18 protein-coding genes are annotated in these 17,376 nt (G+C 43.2%); all 18 read right to left on the bottom strand.

Annotation, left to right across the window (positions count from 1 at the left end):
- The coding region (locus G5B00_RS11435; RefSeq protein ID WP_163875195.1) for a hypothetical protein at positions 1-379 on the bottom strand (379 nt) is incomplete at its 3' end.
- A 72-nt stretch (positions 380-451) separates the two neighbouring features.
- The gene (locus G5B00_RS11430; RefSeq protein WP_163875192.1) at positions 452-1,027 is read right to left on the bottom strand and encodes a hypothetical protein; all 576 of its coding nucleotides are present in this window, start codon (positions 1,025-1,027) and stop codon (positions 452-454) included.
- A gap of 112 nt (positions 1,028-1,139) precedes the next feature.
- Positions 1,140-1,409 (bottom strand): hypothetical protein, encoded by a 270-nt coding sequence (locus G5B00_RS11425; RefSeq protein ID WP_163875190.1) that lies wholly within the window; start codon positions 1,407-1,409, stop codon positions 1,140-1,142.
- Positions 1,410-1,430: 21 nt separating this feature from the next.
- The gene (locus G5B00_RS11420) at positions 1,431-2,099 is read right to left on the bottom strand and encodes a hypothetical protein (protein WP_163875188.1); all 669 of its coding nucleotides are present in this window, start codon (positions 2,097-2,099) and stop codon (positions 1,431-1,433) included.
- 222 nt (positions 2,100-2,321) lie between these two features.
- Positions 2,322-2,528, bottom strand: coding sequence for a hypothetical protein (locus G5B00_RS11415; protein WP_163875187.1), 207 nt, complete (start codon positions 2,526-2,528; stop codon positions 2,322-2,324).
- Between the two features lie 410 nt (positions 2,529-2,938).
- Positions 2,939-3,355, bottom strand: coding sequence for a hypothetical protein (locus G5B00_RS11405; RefSeq protein WP_163875181.1), 417 nt, complete (start codon positions 3,353-3,355; stop codon positions 2,939-2,941).
- Between the two features lie 181 nt (positions 3,356-3,536).
- Complete coding sequence (locus G5B00_RS11400) at positions 3,537-5,000, bottom strand: hypothetical protein (RefSeq protein ID WP_163875178.1); 1,464 nt, start codon at positions 4,998-5,000, stop codon at positions 3,537-3,539.
- Between the two features lie 353 nt (positions 5,001-5,353).
- Complete coding sequence (locus tag G5B00_RS18345; RefSeq protein ID WP_163875175.1) at positions 5,354-6,577, bottom strand: O-antigen ligase family protein; 1,224 nt, start codon at positions 6,575-6,577, stop codon at positions 5,354-5,356.
- Entirely contained in the window at positions 6,574-8,538 is a 1,965-nt protein-coding gene (locus G5B00_RS11390) for a discoidin domain-containing protein (protein WP_163875172.1), read from the bottom strand. Before G5B00_RS11390 ends, G5B00_RS18345 begins: the two co-directional genes overlap by 4 nt.
- A gap of 246 nt (positions 8,539-8,784) precedes the next feature.
- The gene (gene cysM, locus G5B00_RS11385; protein ID WP_163875169.1) at positions 8,785-9,663 is read right to left on the bottom strand and encodes a cysteine synthase CysM; all 879 of its coding nucleotides are present in this window, start codon (positions 9,661-9,663) and stop codon (positions 8,785-8,787) included.
- Complete coding sequence (epsC, locus tag G5B00_RS11380; protein WP_163875166.1) at positions 9,663-10,472, bottom strand: serine O-acetyltransferase EpsC; 810 nt, start codon at positions 10,470-10,472, stop codon at positions 9,663-9,665. Before epsC ends, cysM begins: the two co-directional genes overlap by 1 nt.
- Positions 10,473-10,723: 251 nt before the next feature.
- Positions 10,724-11,107 (bottom strand): DUF3037 domain-containing protein, encoded by a 384-nt coding sequence (locus G5B00_RS11375; protein ID WP_163875163.1) that lies wholly within the window; start codon positions 11,105-11,107, stop codon positions 10,724-10,726.
- Entirely contained in the window at positions 11,085-11,882 is a 798-nt protein-coding gene (locus tag G5B00_RS11370) for a HipA family kinase (protein ID WP_163875160.1), read from the bottom strand. The genes G5B00_RS11375 and G5B00_RS11370 overlap by 23 nt, the downstream gene beginning before the upstream one ends.
- Positions 11,883-11,979: 97 nt before the next feature.
- Complete coding sequence (locus tag G5B00_RS11365; protein WP_163875158.1) at positions 11,980-13,071, bottom strand: serine hydrolase domain-containing protein; 1,092 nt, start codon at positions 13,069-13,071, stop codon at positions 11,980-11,982.
- A gap of 49 nt (positions 13,072-13,120) precedes the next feature.
- Positions 13,121-14,284 (bottom strand): serine hydrolase domain-containing protein, encoded by a 1,164-nt coding sequence (locus G5B00_RS11360; RefSeq protein WP_163875155.1) that lies wholly within the window; start codon positions 14,282-14,284, stop codon positions 13,121-13,123.
- Positions 14,285-14,408: 124 nt separating this feature from the next.
- Positions 14,409-15,440, bottom strand: coding sequence for an isoaspartyl peptidase/L-asparaginase family protein (locus G5B00_RS11355; protein WP_205966397.1), 1,032 nt, complete (start codon positions 15,438-15,440; stop codon positions 14,409-14,411).
- Positions 15,441-15,552: 112 nt separating this feature from the next.
- Positions 15,553-16,428: an alpha/beta hydrolase gene (locus G5B00_RS11350; RefSeq protein ID WP_163875153.1), complete on the bottom strand. Its 876-nt coding sequence runs from the start codon at positions 16,426-16,428 to the stop codon at positions 15,553-15,555.
- A 128-nt stretch (positions 16,429-16,556) separates the two neighbouring features.
- Positions 16,557-17,363: a cyanophycinase gene (locus tag G5B00_RS11345; RefSeq protein ID WP_163875150.1), complete on the bottom strand. Its 807-nt coding sequence runs from the start codon at positions 17,361-17,363 to the stop codon at positions 16,557-16,559.
- Between the last annotated feature and the right edge of the window lie 13 nt (positions 17,364-17,376).

Below are 17,376 nucleotides of genomic sequence, written 5' to 3'. Positions count from 1 at the left end.
CAGGATCTCCAGTGCCTCCGATACAAATCGTTCCGTATGCGGGTTCACACACGTCATTGCAGACCCACTCCCCACCGGACATCGTCGTCATACCCTTCGAAGACACCCGTCGGGCAAGCACCTGAGAATTTGGCACAGCGTGACGTCTCACCGGCCGTCCATCTACCACACGAACGATCCCTGTACGGCTACCCGTAGGCGTGAGGTACTCCAGATAGCCTGTATAATCTTCCAAACCGTACAGATGCAGGTGGCTCACATCGTAGTTATACTTTTCCAGATAGGGCCGGTCAGGGTGATAGCGTACGATCTTGGAGACAAAGGGCGAAGAAGCATTCTCCCGGAAGATCACCAAACGGTCAAAGATCGTCTTGAGCATAGTACGATTAAACCTGTAGCCCAGACTGTTGGTATCATGTCTTAATAAAAAAATAGACCTAAATAACTTTCTTTACTTAAACGTAATGCTGTTCAACAAACTATCGATAAAGACATGTGCTTTGAGACTATCCGTTTTTTTAACGTATATACAACCTTGTACTTCATATCTATCTAGATTATCTTGTATGATAAAATTTTTACGAGTAGATCTTGTTTTATAATAATCCACCAAAACCTTAAAATCATTGACCGACTTGAGCTCCGTAAAATAGTCGTTAACCAAAGTCATGTCCTTCGATCCGTCGCGTCTAGGAATGGAAGTAGGTGTACTGGCAAGCTGAATATCTTTCATATCTTCTTTTGGATAATTTACAGTAATCTCCCGCGGGATAATATTGACCAACATACTATCTATCCACCAATATTCTCCGATCATGTCATCGGCCGTCTGTCTGATGGTATTGGGATCGATCTCCAGAAGCTTTGTATTGGCCTGTTCCATTGTCAACCTCGGATACCCCTGTAATATGGAACTGTTTGCGATGGACAGCATAGAGATCACATTATGACCATCGATATACTTCTGTCCGTTTGATACATTCACTATCAGCATCATTAATGCTGTGATAAATCCTATATTTTTCATGACTTTAATACTAAATGAATTAAGCATTACATGGATTATTATCCGGGACGAATGATCAAGTGCTGCTTCTGATAGCGCACGCTTGCCGCGTGTGCTTGTTTTCGAAGGAAAACTAATTTTTGTCAGAAACTAAGGCTTCAAAGCCCGAGTATGTATTGATATTGTCATAATAGATCGTAGGAAGGTCTTCTATATTTCCTCCTGCAATAGCCATCCATCTCAATTCGTCCCTAATCTTGGACAATGGGCTAAATTCATTATCAACAGTCCTGTGACGCACAGTTATGCTGAAAACTACACTATCGATCAGAAAATATTCGCCGTTCATCCTTTCACTTGTCATCGACAGTTCGCCAGCCCTTTTAAATGACCAGCCATTCACTATGCGGATGATTACCTTACGTTATTCAATTCCCTCTGCCAACATCACTTTTTCTGCATAGATGTTTTCAGAAAACCGTACCATACTTAGTTGTATATCTTTACGATGAAAGTAGAAATAAAAATCAAAGGAACCGCCTACAATACCTTTTTCAGGTATATATACAAAGCGGTCTATGCCTCTATCTACTTCATAAAAAACACCTTGCTGATACCAATTCGTATAAGTCCAAAACTGGTAGGCCTTTTGCCCTTTGTAGTCAAATATCTTAGATAGGTACTCACGGCGATCACGTATCCGATCAAAGGAACCATACATGGTTTCGTAGCTGTCTAAAGGAAAATCAGAAATGGATTTATATTTTTCTTTGTACAGTGCACGCATATCTTTAATGGAACACGGCGACTGTTCTGTATTGATCGTGCCATAAAAATTGGGGAACGGATCGGGTCTGTTTCTGATTGCAAAAAACTGCAACAAACAGTTTTTTGCAGCATAGTATTTACCACCCCTTTCCACAACTAGATTAATTTCATTGAAATACTTTGTTTTTTCTGAATAAGTCTTGTCAAACCTCTGCGCAAGGGAAGATTCCTTCAATTCATTCAGATTTTTGTACGATAAAGTGTCTTTTGCAATACTGTCTAAGTTCACGATAGCCCAATCCGCATTACCTTCAAGATTAGGCAATACAGAAAAAAGGATTATATCCTGAAGTTCCGAAGGCAGGTTTTTAGGAACAGATTATACAACTCCACCTGACCGGAGAAAGGATAAAGGCTCTCTGTACGTAGAACATAGTTTTTCATGCTATATCTCGTGTTGTTGTCCCGCAAGACAAAATACTTTATTTGTCCTGATCCATGACTAGAAGAGAGTATTGCGACAATTAGGAAAATATATTTGATCCAATTATGGATTATTATCACAATCTGTTCCATATGTTGAATTTTTAAAATTCATATTTATATTCTTCTCAAACTGTGTAATTCCGGCAGGATCAACAATTCCTGCTTTGGCAAGAGCCATGGCTTCGTAAGGGCTAATATTTGGATTATAGGATATTATTGCATCTGCTAAATCCTGTAAATACTCGCCAAAATCCTCGTGACCAATCAAATACTTGGGTCCTCCCGTAAAGGACTATACTCAACAATAGTCGGATAATTCTGCTGAAATGCCACCGCTCCTAATTCTTGTTTAAGAGAATAAAGGTAAGCATGTAAAACCTCATGGTACATTGTAACTAAAATATATTCTTGACTTGCAGAATCCAGTATATTAGTATTTAGTGTAATCAAATGCCCAGTTCCATTCTCCGCCTGTGCCGGACACAGCCGACATACCTCGATAGGTATACGGTGTGACCTACACAGTTTTCTTGACACCTTGTCACTGGAGAGTAAAAAAAGCCTTCGGAAGTTTTTGAACTTCCGAAGGCTTTTCATAAAAAACATGAGGTTTCTTTACAAAGAATCAGATATTGCTTGATATGATTGTTATATATAAAAGACCTCATACCATTCTTCCTAGTTGAATGTAATACTGTTTAATATTTGCGTCAGTAAAGAATGAGCCGTATTAGCATCGCTAACCTTATGATAAATACTTCCCATACATACATATTGCCCTGCAGTATCCTGAATGATGAATGAGCTTGAATTTGAAACCTTAAAGTACGAAATCAAAGCTTCAAAATTCGAATAAGTGCTGATATTATCATAATAGATAGCAGAGACATCTTCCGAATCTCCACCTGCGGCAGCCATCCATCTGTAAGTATCCCTTATTTTGGACAATGGACTAAATTCATTATTGACAGTTCTTTGACGCACGGCTATATTAAAAACTACACTATCGATCAGAAAATATTCGCCGCTCATCCTTGCACTTGTCATCGACAGTTCGCCAGCCCTTTTAAATGAATCTATTTTAGATAAAGCCAAACTATAGGAAATTCTTACCGAATCAGGTAGATAACTACTTGTGGCAACACTGTTAAACGGAATAACCCCTACTCCCGAAATATAGGTCTGTGCGCTAGCATATTTCAGTGTACAAATGAAAATGCTTAATGTTATTAAAATTTTATATCTCATTTCTATATATTTAAAATTTACAATTCAATTAACAAGGATTGACAATCGGCCCACCAAGAGTTAACTGTAATGGTTGAAAATCCAAGGTGTTTTGCACAGGAGACCTATATATATTGACCGTATTGCCGTACATCTCCAACAAAGCACTCAGCTGTGACTCGACACTATTAGTCCAGCCAAGCGTTTTCATATACTCATGTGTTAACCTTCTATATTCATCGTTTGCTGCATCTCTATTTGATTGTACACTTAGGTCTATTCCAGACCATCGAGTAGTATTCTTTATGGTAATAACGTAAATATAGTCATCGGTCATAACAGTCGAAGTGTAATAACTACTATAAATTGATTGTTCCGCAGTAGGGACAGAACTATACCATTGTGACCCAAAAAATAAATCAGAAGGAGACGGCGCACTATTAGATGGATGTATATGGGTATAACCTATCGTATAACCATCCAGAGGAGACCATCTTGTATCTAAATTAACCCCAGCAGGATTATTGGATGTTTTCACAGGATTCACTTTAAACTCTTTACTAGACAAATCAGTCAACAAAGTTTCAAATCCATATTCTACTTTTTTACCATTTACTAAGTTATTGTTCATCCTAGACCTTGTAGTATCCATAGAGGATGAGATAGTATCTTTGTTTAACCGTTCATTCACAGCTGCTTTCCCTCCACAGGGATCATTCGATGGAGCGATTTTAAGTGTATCTAAGAGTATTTCTTCAGGTTCCTCCGGCCCCTCTGGATCCCCATAACATTCTTCCCAGTTTTCAGGAAAGTCACAATAATCCGGTTCCTCTTCCTCCACCCATTCACAATCGTCATAGCAATCCTGTCCTACGACATCATCGCTACAGATCTCGTCTTCAGGGTTATCGGGGTCTTCCGGGTTGCCCACACATATCGTTTGTATGATGTCCTCGCATATTTCTATGCAATCCCAGTACCCGTCCGACATGATCGACATACCCCGGGACTCCTGACGCTTGGAAGCTGATTTGCCCTTGCCGCTATACTTCCGCACAGGACGTCCATTCACCACACGAACGATCCCTGTACGGCTACCCGTAGGCGTGAGGTACTCCAGGTAGCCTGTATAATCTCCCAGACCGTACAGATGCAGGTGGCTCACATCGTAGTTATACTTTTCCAGATAGGGCCGGTCAGGGTGATAGCGTACGATCTTGGAGACAAAGGGCGAAGAAGCATTCTCCCGGAAGATCACCAAACGGTCAAAGATCGTCTTGAGCATAGTACGATCGGGCTTGTAGCCCAGACTGTCACGGCTAAAACTCAGCAACGAAACAATACGGTGCGTCGCATAAAAAGGAATTTCTACGACCTGCCTTTCTCCTTTCGCAGTCGTATGGGCTTTCTGCCACAGCAGATGAAACCTGGGGAGAGCTGCTGCCGGCTGCTTGCCTTTGGCAACACGCCCGATGGAAAGCTTCGAGAACCGGGACTGGAGGGAATCTCCCATCTCTTTACGCAACTATTTGACAAAGTGTTGTCTCGCTGCTTCGACAAGTCCCGAATCCTGAGAGACACTATACATTGTCTTTTGTCCTAGATCGTCAGTGATCCACTTGTTGCACGAAAAAACAAATAGCCCTAACATAAACAATAAAAAAGAGAGTAATTTTCTTCTTGTCATAATAAGGTTTATTAAGTTAATGTTTGACACAGGTATGTATACATATATGTGTTTACGTTACCGTAAATATACAGACTCTTTTTTTATTTACCAAAAGTTATTATTTTTTTTATAAAATTACAAAACGGCTATTTATTGTACATTATGAAAAAAATACGGGTTTATATAAAAACGACACTTTATCTTATCTCCATGAGCAATCGCTGTACATCCTTCCTGATCATATCTACCCGTGCGGAAGGTACCTTGACCGGAAGCTCTATGATGGATTTGCCCCAATAGAATGCCTCCTCCTTCCGATCAGTCTCTATGTAGTAGGTAAATAAAGCAAAGCGGCTTTCAAAACGATTGGGCACCATGTAGATGGATTTTAAAAATGTCCGTTCGGCTTCATCATACCTTCCGACCTGATGGTAGCATGTGCCCAACGACATATACATACGGTGTCCTACCCAATGTGGCAGTGCCTGCTCAAATATCTCGATCGCTTCGTGAAATCTACGGGCAGACATCATCATTTCCGCATAGTCGCGGAGGAAACTTGCATCTGCCTGTAAATAGGGGTAAGCAACTTCAAAATTATGAAAGGCTTGATTGAAGTATCCCATCCTACGCAACGAATTGGCCTCCCTCCATTGGTGATAAGCCTCACGGGCAATGATCTTGTGTCCAAACTCCGCAGTCAAGAGCATAAATACGCCCAACAGCACACATGCGAAATAGAATACACGGTTTTTGATCCACTGCTTCGCAAAGCCCCACACGATCACACTTAGGCTTAAGAGGAAAACGATCTGTATATATACCCGCTCAAACACATGGTTAAAGCAGGCGGCTACGGCTATGGTCATCAGCAATACACATCCTGTAAGAAACGCAGTATTTGTCCGATCTGCAGAAGAAAGAACTTTGTGTATCATGTAGACTATAGAAGATATAGCCAACAACAGCACTACACCTCCAAAAACTCCCCACTCCAACATAAATTGCCAGTAATCATTAAAAGCATAGTAGGTATTGCCGGCCAACAGCAGTTCCTGTTCGCTGTAATTTCCCCGCTCGAAATATGCTGCCTGATAGTGCAGATATTGTTTCTTAAAGTTACCAAGGCCAAGGCCCCACAGATAATGCTCTCTAAAGATACCTGCCGACACCTTGTAAATGAGTATACGACCATGGGTAGAGGCACTTTTTACGGCAAGCGCCAGCACAAGTATCAATCCTGTAAAGCCCATCGTAACGAGACAAATCGATATAGCAGAAAAGCGAAATTTATTTGCCGTAAACAAAAGAAAAATCAAAGCAGCTACAGAGCCTAAAATAAAAGACCTATTCTCCAGGTATATCGAAAGACAAAGTATAATACACGCCGACAGGAATGGAACCAAATATGCTTTTCTCACCACCATATCTGCTTTCCATGCTCATAGGTAAAGATACGCTCCTCCTTGCCTCGGGTAAGGTTGTGCAGGATATACAGTCCATTAGCAGACACTTGCTTATATTCCAGGTACTGGTGAGAAGCAACCTGTTTGCCCAGAGATTTCCATTTCCCATCGTCCCAGACACACAACTCATACGTATCGCCCGCCAATATAAAGTTGGTATCACTTCTGGGAGCATATCTTACCTTGGAAATTCTTCTCGGTTTTCCGAAATCCAAGCCCGCCCAGCTTTCCATTTTTTTACCATATGTAAAGAAATAGGTACCGGGGTCTCCATCGAAAACGGCATGATAAGACGTCCCGTATTCTTTCTCTGTCTCTGGGTAGCCTATACTACGCCCCTGCAAAGGAGAATCACTGTCCCTATCATCATACAGTATAAGTTCACCGACGCTCATTCTTTTATCTCCATCTGACAGGATACGGACATAACGAAACCTTTGCGGATGATCGAAAATAATTTCTTCTATACTATCTGGTATTTCCGTGATCTTATAGAGATCGACAGCGTCCGAAAAATCTGCTTTATTGGCTCCTTGTATCCGGCTCCCGACAATGAGTCTCTCTAAATTCAATATTTGCGGAAACCGTGGAAACTTACGTAGCAAATGCATATCCTGCACTCCTGATGGACATATATAATGGATTTCACCGGATCTTTTAAGAGAGAACGGATCACTAGCCGGTACTAATTTACCTTGTTCGTAGAGCATGGCCATATACACCAAGTCGGATCCCATATTATCGAAATAGGCTTTACCTCCCTCCCTGATATCCCCCCAAGACTGTGCCTTCCACTCTTTATTGTCAAATGTACAGATGACCGCACGTTTTTTGTTCTTCTCCCTGGCTGACGGATATAGCTCTACAACTATATCATGAGTCGTGGTATACAGATGGGTCACATCCAGGCGTTCCCTGCCAAGCAGTGTAGCCGGAACATCTTCATAGAGGACAGGCAGTTCAAGATCGAAATCTTTCATTTTAAATACCTTGCGATACACTTTCGCTGCTCTGTAATGGGAATAGTCAAAGTCTCCGAAAGATTTGGATGCAATGACATCAAACGGGAGTGGCACCCCATCCTCAAGATGTAACACACACCAGAAATGACCTCCGTTTCTCGATCCCCATAATGGGACATAATCTATAGACACGGGCAGACCATTCGCACGCATGACCATAGTCATATAGTGAACAAGATTAGGACATACTGCCCGTCTCCCGATTGTCATAAGACTATATGGGATATCATACGGATAGCTGTTGAAAACACTAGCGATTCCCAGCCTCTTAGACAAGTAGTTGTAGATATCTTCAGCTGCCTTCCTCCTATCCCTAGCTTGTGTGGTGTCCCGAAATGTCTGATAGGCTTCATAGACCTGCCGATGCCAATCTTCAGGACGTTCGGTACCTATGCGATAAGGCAGGATACACTCATAAAAATCAGTTTTTGACATTCCTTTTGCCCAAGGTATGCTATCTCTGATCCGAAAGGCCTGATCTATGTGATCGATGAGCCGGGTAGCCTTGTAATACTCGTAGTCATAATATTTTTCTGCAAACTGAGGATTAGGAACTCCATGCAAATGGACAAGATGATCCCACTTACTGCGAACCAAAACGGAGTTCTTCGGATTCATGATTTTATTCCGCCGCAATGAATCCATATAGTAAAATAAGGTATCAAAACCCGTCACGATCTCACCTGTATAGAAATATTTATTGCCCATCGCCCCGATCAGATAATAGGCAGCATCCTTTTTCTCCCATTGCCCCAAACTATCATAATGCGCAATAACTTTTAATAATTCGTCCCGGTTGCTACCTGCTTTTTCGATCACCCGTTTATAATCATCAGGCATCCGATTGCACGCAACGCATATACAGAGAAACAAGAATAAGATTTTATTTTTCATTCGATGATTACTTATGCCTTGCCTAAAGATAATAAATACAATGTGGTTTACCAAGCCTCTGCCAGAAACCATTATATCTTCAAAATAAAAAAAGCCACCAAAAAAGGCAGCTTTCTTAAGTCGTACATGTTCATAAACAATATGACATCGGCCATTACCCAAATAAACCACTTTCTCTCACAAGTTACACAATAGAAAATCCCGTTCTTTTTAGGATTTTCTATTGCTAAACTTGCGAGAGGGAGGCTAACTTACCCCAAACAGGTCCGAGCTCAGATACCGATCACCCCGATCACAGGCTATAAATACGATCACCCCCTCCTCGAGCTCCTGGGCAACCTGCAGGGCCGCATGCAAGGCTCCGCCTGTACTCATTCCGGCAAATACTCCTTCCTTACGCACCAATTCCCTCGAGCGGCGCACTGCATCGTCTTGGTCCACGTCAATGACCCGATCCACACGGGAAGGATCGAATATCTTGGGCAGGTACTCCTTTGGCCAGCGGCGGATACCGGGAATAGAAGACTCCTCCGTAGGTTGACATCCCACAATCTGTATATCCGGATTCTGCTCTTTCAGAAAAGCCGAGCAACCCATGATCGTACCTGTCGTCCCCATGGCACTGACAAAGTGTGTGATCTTCCCTGCTGTATCCCGCCAGATTTCAGGACCTGTAGTCTTGATATGTGCTTTGTAATTATCGGGGTTGGAAAATTGGTTCAAAATGAAGAGCCCTTCCTTTGCCGCTTTCTCCTCGGCATAATCCCGGCAATACTCCATTCCTTCCAATAATGTGACCTTTGCCCCGAAAGCCTCCATCGTCAACGTACGCTCCCGCGTAGAGGTCGAGGGCATGACCAGTTCCAGCTCCAACCCGTACATGCTGGCGATCATCGCCAATGCAATGCCGGTATTGCCACTCGTCGCCTCGATAAGCCGATCCCCTTTTTTGATTTCGCCCCGCTCCATAGCGGAGCGTATCATATTCAGTGCCGGTCTGTCCTTGACGGATCCTGCCGGATTATTTCCTTCCAATTTGACAAACAGACGTACATTTCGATTATCGTGAAAGCTGGTCAGTTCGACCAATGGCGTATTGCCTATAAAATCAATGATATTTCCCATTAGATGACAGGTTTTGTATCGATAAATTTAGAATTGGGTTGATGATAGACCGTTGTATAAGGCTCTACACTGCTGGTGAGCCATACATTTCCACCGATCACCGAATGGTGGCCGATACGTGTCTCTCCTCCCAGAATAGTCGCTCCTGCATAGATGATGACATGATCCTCGATAATCGGATGTCGCTGCGTACCCGCAAACCCTTTCTCTACGCTCAACGCACCCAACGTGACCCCTTGGTACAATTTTACGTGGTCCCCGATGATACAGGTTTCGCCGATGACCAGGCCTGTACCGTGGTCTATGTACAGGTATCGACCGATCTGCGCCCCAGGATGTATATCTATCCCAGTCTTGGAATGTGCATGTTCGGTGAGTATACGAGGAATCAAAGGCACCTCGGACTGCCAAAGCTGATGTGCCATACGATAGATGCAGATGGCCGTAAAACCCGGATACGTACGGATGACTTCCCGGATACTCTGCGCCGCAGGATCACCGTGCATAATAGCTTCGGCATCGGTCTGCATGACTTCGTAAACTTCGGGAAGTTCAGCGAAAAATTTTTGGGCAATGCGCTTATTATCGCAGTGCGAACAAGCCTTCGTTTTCAACAACAACTCAAACAGTTCATTTTCAGACTGCTCAAAGGCCAATTTGATCTCTTCTACACTTTTGAATCCCCTGGAATTTCTTTCGGGAAACAAAAGATGAAGCAGGTTTGTCGACCATGCAGCAATACGTTCATTGGAAGGCATATCCTGTACTTCCAGTTGTTTTAAAAACAGTTGCTTGTAAAATTCTTCCATCTCTTTCGATATTGACTATTCAAAGATAAAACAATTGCGACCAATCTTATAGAATTAATTCTATTAAAAACCACATAGGAACATAGTCATCTTATTTAAGTTTATGAAAAGAAAACATATAAATCTCTTTAGAGATTTCACATAGACTGCAGCTTTGCTTCGGAACTATGTGCCTCTATATAGTCTTGACTAAAAAACTCAAACCTATGTATCTATGTGGTTAAAAAATTTAGGACATACCCATTTTATTCCTACAAAACCAACTTCGCAAACAATTCATCCAACGTCTGCTGTGCATCCACACACAACCCCGGATGCGACACCGAACACTGTATCATCGTACTCCGTTTGGCCGTAAGCCAGCGAAACCGTTCTGCCTGATCCAATTGGGCAATTTGTCCCCCATCCCGCTCACCTGCACAGATACGTTGAAAAGATTCCAGATGTCGCTCGATCAGATCAATATCCACATCCGGGTCAATAGCTCTTAACCTGTCCCGATCCACATGTATCCTGACCGCTGCAAACCGCTGTCTACGGCAATACAAGGCTACCCCCACATTGACAAACTCCTCCCGCTCCACACGAGGAACCACACGCACCACGGCATACTCATATACTGTTCTCTCGTTCATGCTCGATCTGTTGAATGAATACTTCGGATTGTGCTATTCGCTGTATCAAAAAATCGGCATACACCTGCCGTACGCCATCAGGCGAGAGGTCCCTGCCTTCGTCTATGAGCCACTCGTCAGGGATTACGCTCAATACGCTTTGTATATTTTCTTTTGAAAAACAACCTCGATACTGTTGGTCTATCTCACGCAAACGTGTAGCTTTCCGTAACAATACATGATCTTTGATCTGCACAAAAGGCTTGGCTACCTGATCCTTCCAATTGTCCCAGGAATGGTGAAAATACAGAGACGCTCCATGATCGATCAACCAAAGTTCCTTATGCCAGATCAACATATTGGTATTGCGGGCCGTACGATCCACATTCATCAGCAAGGCATCCAACCAGACAATCTTGGAGGCTTCCTCCGCTGTCACCGTATCGGCAATCGGGTCAAAAGTAAGAGCTCCGTTCAGAAAATGTACGCCCAGATTTTTTCCAACCGAAAACCGCAAGAGATCCTGGATTTCCTCGTCGGGTTCCATACGGGCGAAAGACTCATCCAATTCGGCAAAAACCATTTCCGGCATCCGCAAGCCTAAAAATCTTGCCAATTCCCCTCCGATCAGCTCGGCTACCAACGCTTTCTTGCCTTGCCCTGCTCCGCGGAATTTGATTACATAGCTGAACCCATCATCTGCATCCACCAAAGCAGGAAGGGAGCCGCCCTCACGAAAAGGCTGCACATATCGGATAATATTGACCTCCCGAATTTCCGGTTTTTTTATTTTCATAGATCAAAAATAAAAAAAACCTATAAGGTTTTGAGATTCTTATAGGTTTTTCCAAAGTAGAGACGCGATTAATCGCGTCTCTACGGAATCTATCTTCTTACCGCTGTGTCAGCCAATAGGTCTGATCTTTCCCAAAAAACTTCTCCAGCACATCTGGATTTATGTCACGGCCCTTATTCGAATTTGTAAACACGGTGATGGCCTTTTTACTTTCCGGGTAAACGACAAACAGACACTGAAATCCTGCTCCATTTGATCCAGTATGCCAATATGCCCTTCCGGCCTCATTGTCCTGGCTACGGATTCCAAAACAGCATTTGACATACTTATCTTTTTCCTTCTCTTTCCCTTTGGCTGCCGTGATGACCTTGGGGGTCAGAAAATCTTCGTGTAGCTTTTTGGATAGTCCCTTACCATTCAAAACACCTTCTATTACAAATTTCATGTATTCGTCGGCCGTCGTATACAAGGTGAAGGCAGCATTTCCGTTACTGAATTTGTGCACCCGATTCGTAGATTCCATATCTTTGTGGCCGATAGTGATATTCTCTCCTAGCTGCTGATTATAGACATATGTAGATTTTTCCATACCAAAAGGTTTGAAAATATATTCGGCACAGATCTCATCCAGAGATTTGCCCGTAAGCTTCTCTGCCACCAATTGCAGGTACTGATAGGCTTCTCCCGAATACTTGTAATCCGTCCCTGGCTTAAACGCTGCTTTCAATTCTGCACCTCTTGGCTTGGTCCAATTGGGCAGTCCTGTTTGATGAGTCAGGACATGGCGAGCTGTCATCAGTTTTTTGTAACGGTCATTAGCCAATCGATCGTACTCATAATATTCCCATAAGGGTTTATCCAGATCCAATATGCCTTTGTCTACCAAAATCAAAAAGGCGTAAGTGGCCACCACTTTGCTCAACGAAGCTGCCTGAAATATGGTCTGGCTGTCGATAGCATCTTTTTTTGCAATATCCTTATAACCATAATCGTAATGCTCGACCTGACCATCGTGCAGGTAAGCGATCTGAATGGCCGGGGTGATATTTTTAGCAATTCTACCGAGCTCCTTGTAGGTGGCTACAGAATCTTTCTTCTCTAAAGAATTTGTTCCTGCTACGGCCACATACCCAAAACATGCCGACAGTAACAAAAAGCAGGAAGTTAGTGTTAGATGTATAGTTTTCATATGTTTTTTTACTGTTTTTATCCACAGACCCATAAGGTTTGGATACTACTTATTTCTTTATAAAGTAATCGTGCAATGTACTTATGGTCTGCTTTATCAAAGCAATGTAGCCATCTTCCATAACGGTGTTCATACCACTGACAATGACCACAAAACCAAATTTCTTGTGTGGTTCGAAGAACATCGCACTGCGCAATCCCGAAGCAGAGCCCGTATGGCCGACCATGGTCTCGCCAGCAATCAGATCCTGGGCAATACGTAGACCCAGGCCGTAGTACCTCAAGTCTTCTACCTTGACAAAAGGTCTTTGCATCAAAGCCGACGATGGCTCTGAGACGATACGGACTCCATTAAATACACCATAATTCATATGCATCTGCATATATTTAGCCAGATCCGGTGCCGAAACCTTTAGTCCACCCGTAGGAGAAAAACGTGCGCCACTATAACCTATGACATAGTCTTTTTCTTCCACAGGCAACTTGTTGTAAGCTACTTTAGACTTGTCAAAAGTCCCCGTTTTTCGGTCATAGAGATAGAGTGACGCAAACCTCGATTGATCCAAAGAATCTACATTAAATCCCGCTTGCATACCTAGTGGGGCGAGGACCTCATCTCGAATGACATTGTCAAACCTTTTGTTGTGCAGCTTTTCCAAGATTGCTCCGGCCAGATTGTAGCCCATGTTGCAGTACTTGAATGCTCCACCCGGAGGGTAGTCGCTATAGCTCTTGGCATAGGTAGGGTTCTTGTCTGGATTGATAATATCCAAGTTTCCGTACTTTTGCGAATCGTTCATACTTGATGTATGTGAGAGCAACATTTCCAATGTAATGATCTTGTCCGGAAAATTAGGATTTACCACCGGAAAACCGATCAGATCACTGACATTGTCCTGTAGGCTGATTTGTCCTTTTTCCACCAGTTTCATCAATGCCGAAGTAGTAAAAGACTTGGAGATCGAAGCAATACGGAAAATAGCATCCTCTTTCAAAGGGGCTTTAGTCTCTATATCTTTGTCGCCCAATGCTTTGGTGTACACCACCTTATTGTCCTTGACCACGACCATGGCCACACCGACACCGCTATTTTCGACCCGAATGGCTTCCAAATCTCTTTCCAGATCTTTGATACTGCGCTGTGCCGATACAGGTGCATGGTATAAAAACACAAAAGCACATATAAGTGTAAAGTAAATGTTCAATTTATTCATGTTATTCTGATTAATCGTTTAAGTGTTTATATTGTTTAAGTGTTTAATCGTTTAACCGGTTCAATGTTATTTCTAACCAATCAAATAGTTAATCATTGTCAGCTGTCCATTGTCAGCTGTTCCCTTAAAATATCGCTACCTCTATTTCACCGTTCGCTTTGACGGCTCCACGGTACATACCCTTTGTATTATAAGGCACAGCCACTTTTCCATCCTTGTCCAAAGCGATGATACCACCTGTACCGCCCAATTCTCCTATTTCGTCGATAGCCTTCTGTGCGGCTTCCTGTACACTTCTATTCAAATGCTTCATCTGGGCCGACACATTGTAAGCCGCAGCTGTACGAATAAAAAATTCACCCCATCCGGTACAGGAGATAGCCACCTGATCATTTGCATAGTTACCGGCTCCGATAATAGGCGAATCCCCTACACGTCCATATTTCTTGTTCATCATCCCTCCTGTCGACGTGCCCGCAGCTAGATTTCCGTTTTTGTCCCTGGCCACGGCTCCTACGGTGCCGTATTTTTCATCCAGATTTTTCACCGTAGGTACAAATGTTTGTTTCTCATCATGATCCAGCTCTACTTTGGTCGAATCTCTTTTCAATATCTTCTGCAAAGCGTCCCAACGATGTTGTGTCCAAAAATATTCGGGAGAAACAATTTCCAACCCTGCACTCTCCGCAAAAATCTCTGCCCCTTTGCCGGTCAGCATCACGTGTCCGGATTTTTCCATGACAGCACGTGCGGCCTTGATCGGATTTTTGACCGTCGTGATCCCTGCCACTGCACCGGCCATTCTCGTTTTTCCATCCATAATGGAAGCATCCAGCTCATTTTTACCATTATGCGTAAATACTGCACCTTTTCCCGCATTGAACAACGGCGAATCTTCCATGACCTCGATAGCTGCAATCACAGCTTCCACACTACTTTCTCCGTTCTTGATCTTCGCATATCCGGCCTTCAGTGCTTCGGTCAATTTGGCTACGTATGCAGCCTCAACCTCTCCCTTGATACGATTAGGAGACATCGAACCGGCACCACCATGGATGACCAATACGTAATTTTCACCAGAAAACTTTTCTTGCGCCTGTGCAGCCGTCAATACACCGAAAAAAGTACAGATCGTACAAATAAATAATCTCATCATATTTCTCAATTTTATTTTTCTTATCATCTTGCCTGTTGCGGGATACGAGGTGCCTGTCCATTGTCAACTCTCCATTGTCCTCTGTCCACTTTCAACTTTCAACTTTCAACTCTCAACTACTTCCCCCATACAGAAACTCCGCGGCATCTACGGCCATCTTACCATTCTGATGACCTACACCGGGTACCGTACGGATACTCCAGTTGAAGGACATTCCCTCTTTTTCGGCAACTTCCCGTGCTGTTTTGAAAAAGTACTGTCCACGTTCGAAACGATGTTCTCCTTGTTTCATAGCTTCTTTTCCCTTGGGTAGTTGATGATGATTCGGGTCATTATCATTCTCTCCTAACTGCACGACCAACTGCTTGGCAAAAGCAACCCGCAAATGCTCCTTATCCACTGGCGTACCTTTCAGACCCCACGGAAAAGCGATATGCTGATCGAGCACCATATACGATCCCGCATTCGAAGCAACGACCCGATTAGCTTTCGTATCTTTATTGAACAAGAAAAAACGATGGGCAAACTGCGAGCCTGCTGAATGTCCAAAAAGATCGTACAACTGTACCTTACTATCGGTTATTTTGACCACATAGTCAAAAATGGGATCTATCAGCGAATAAGACCAATACTTCTCGTCCACCGAGTTCCCTCCCTTGGTAAGTACATTACCATAATTATAAGCACGACTACCAGGAAAGTCTTTGTTGGAAAACTCCGGTACAATGACCAATACCTTATGCTTGTCCGCTAACGACACCCAATTGTCCCTATACACATCCGCATTACGTAACATGCCGTGCATCACAAATAGTATCGGCATGCGCGTCACATCCCCGGTAGGTCTATAATAAAAGATGCGCATCTTCTTACCTTCCAGATGCTCATTATCCGAAAATTCAAAATATCCCTTGCCCTCGGTGATCTGAGCCTCCGCCATCATAACCAAACCTAAGAAAGCACAGATCGTGCAAATAAATGATCTCATATATTTCTCAATTTTATTTTGCTTGTCATCTTGCGAGGAGCCTGTTGCGGGATACGGGGTGCGAGGAGCCTGTCAACTCTCCATCGTCCTCTGTCCACTATCAACTGTCCACTGTTCCCTGTCAACCTCTACTCTCCCTTCAAATCATATGCATCCCCAGCTTTGAGAATGATTTTTTTAAGCTCAACGTTGTCTTTGTCCGCTTGAGGGGTTGTTGCCCGCAACACCGTGACGGTCCCTTTGCCGATCACGGTAAACTTATGATCACCTCCATATACCACACCTGTACTTTCATCTATACCGATACCGACCAGATTTGGATGTCTCTTCACAGCGGTTTCCAGGCGTTCCAACCGTTTACGCTCGCTAAAGTGCTGATCGATGATGACTTCGGGCCACAATTTCAACCCATAAGAAAGTGTAGGTATCAATACCTTGGTTTCCGGATCGCGTTTCGAACTTGCCATCATCACATCCGTTTGTACACTTGCTCCGGCACTTGTACCACCGATCAAGGTGCCCTCTGCATGTTTTTTACGAATGACATCGGCTACGCCTGCTTTTTCCAATGCCTTCCTCAGACGTACTTGTCCTCCCCCGGACATCCAGATGATATCGCTCTCTTCGATCACTTTTGCGGCTTGTTGGGAGTCCGACAAATCCAACACACGGATGTCTTTTACACCTGCTTTTTGAAAACTATCCTGTGTCTTTTTAAGATAAGTATTGATATCTTTGGCAGCATACGGAATGATCAGCACACGAGGTTCTCTGACCTTACTCAAGGACAAAAATTTCAGCATAAAAGCATTGTCCAGTGCACCTCCTCCTACAGGCACCAAATGTCCCGGCTGTGCAAAGGCACTTGTGGACAGGAGTACGCATACACTTAAAGTGCATAAGACTAAGGTAAAAAAGCGATTTATTGATTTCATATTATTTTATTTA

The organism is Parapedobacter sp. SGR-10, assembly GCF_011030405.1.
GTDB lineage: Bacteria > Bacteroidota > Bacteroidia > Sphingobacteriales > Sphingobacteriaceae > Sphingobacterium.
The sequence above is the reverse complement of the archived record's forward strand: the minus strand, read 5'-3'. Positions and strand labels throughout refer to the sequence as shown.

Excerpts from the sequence above, each read along its gene's own strand:
- G5B00_RS11355 (WP_205966397.1), bottom strand. The coding sequence starts at position 15,440 with ATGATGAGATTATTTATTTGTACGATCTGTACTTTTTTCGGTGTATTG.
- G5B00_RS11365 (WP_163875158.1), bottom strand. The coding sequence starts at position 13,071 with ATGAAAACTATACATCTAACACTAACTTCCTGCTTTTTGTTACTGTCG.
- G5B00_RS11370 (WP_163875160.1), bottom strand. The coding sequence starts at position 11,882 with ATGAAAATAAAAAAACCGGAAATTCGGGAGGTCAATATTATCCGATAT.
- G5B00_RS11430 (WP_163875192.1), bottom strand. The coding sequence starts at position 1,027 with ATGAAAAATATAGGATTTATCACAGCATTAATGATGCTGATAGTGAAT.
- G5B00_RS11390 (WP_163875172.1), bottom strand. The coding sequence starts at position 8,538 with ATGAAAAATAAAATCTTATTCTTGTTTCTCTGTATATGCGTTGCGTGC.
- epsC (WP_163875166.1), bottom strand. The coding sequence starts at position 10,472 with ATGGAAGAATTTTACAAGCAACTGTTTTTAAAACAACTGGAAGTACAG.
- G5B00_RS11375 (WP_163875163.1), bottom strand. The coding sequence starts at position 11,107 with ATGAACGAGAGAACAGTATATGAGTATGCCGTGGTGCGTGTGGTTCCT.
- G5B00_RS11345 (WP_163875150.1), bottom strand. The coding sequence starts at position 17,363 with ATGAAATCAATAAATCGCTTTTTTACCTTAGTCTTATGCACTTTAAGT.
- G5B00_RS11400 (WP_163875178.1), bottom strand. The coding sequence starts at position 5,000 with ATGGGAGATTCCCTCCAGTCCCGGTTCTCGAAGCTTTCCATCGGGCGT.
- G5B00_RS11350 (WP_163875153.1), bottom strand. The coding sequence starts at position 16,428 with ATGAGATCATTTATTTGCACGATCTGTGCTTTCTTAGGTTTGGTTATG.
- G5B00_RS11360 (WP_163875155.1), bottom strand. The coding sequence starts at position 14,284 with ATGAATAAATTGAACATTTACTTTACACTTATATGTGCTTTTGTGTTT.
- cysM (WP_163875169.1), bottom strand. The coding sequence starts at position 9,663 with ATGGGAAATATCATTGATTTTATAGGCAATACGCCATTGGTCGAACTG.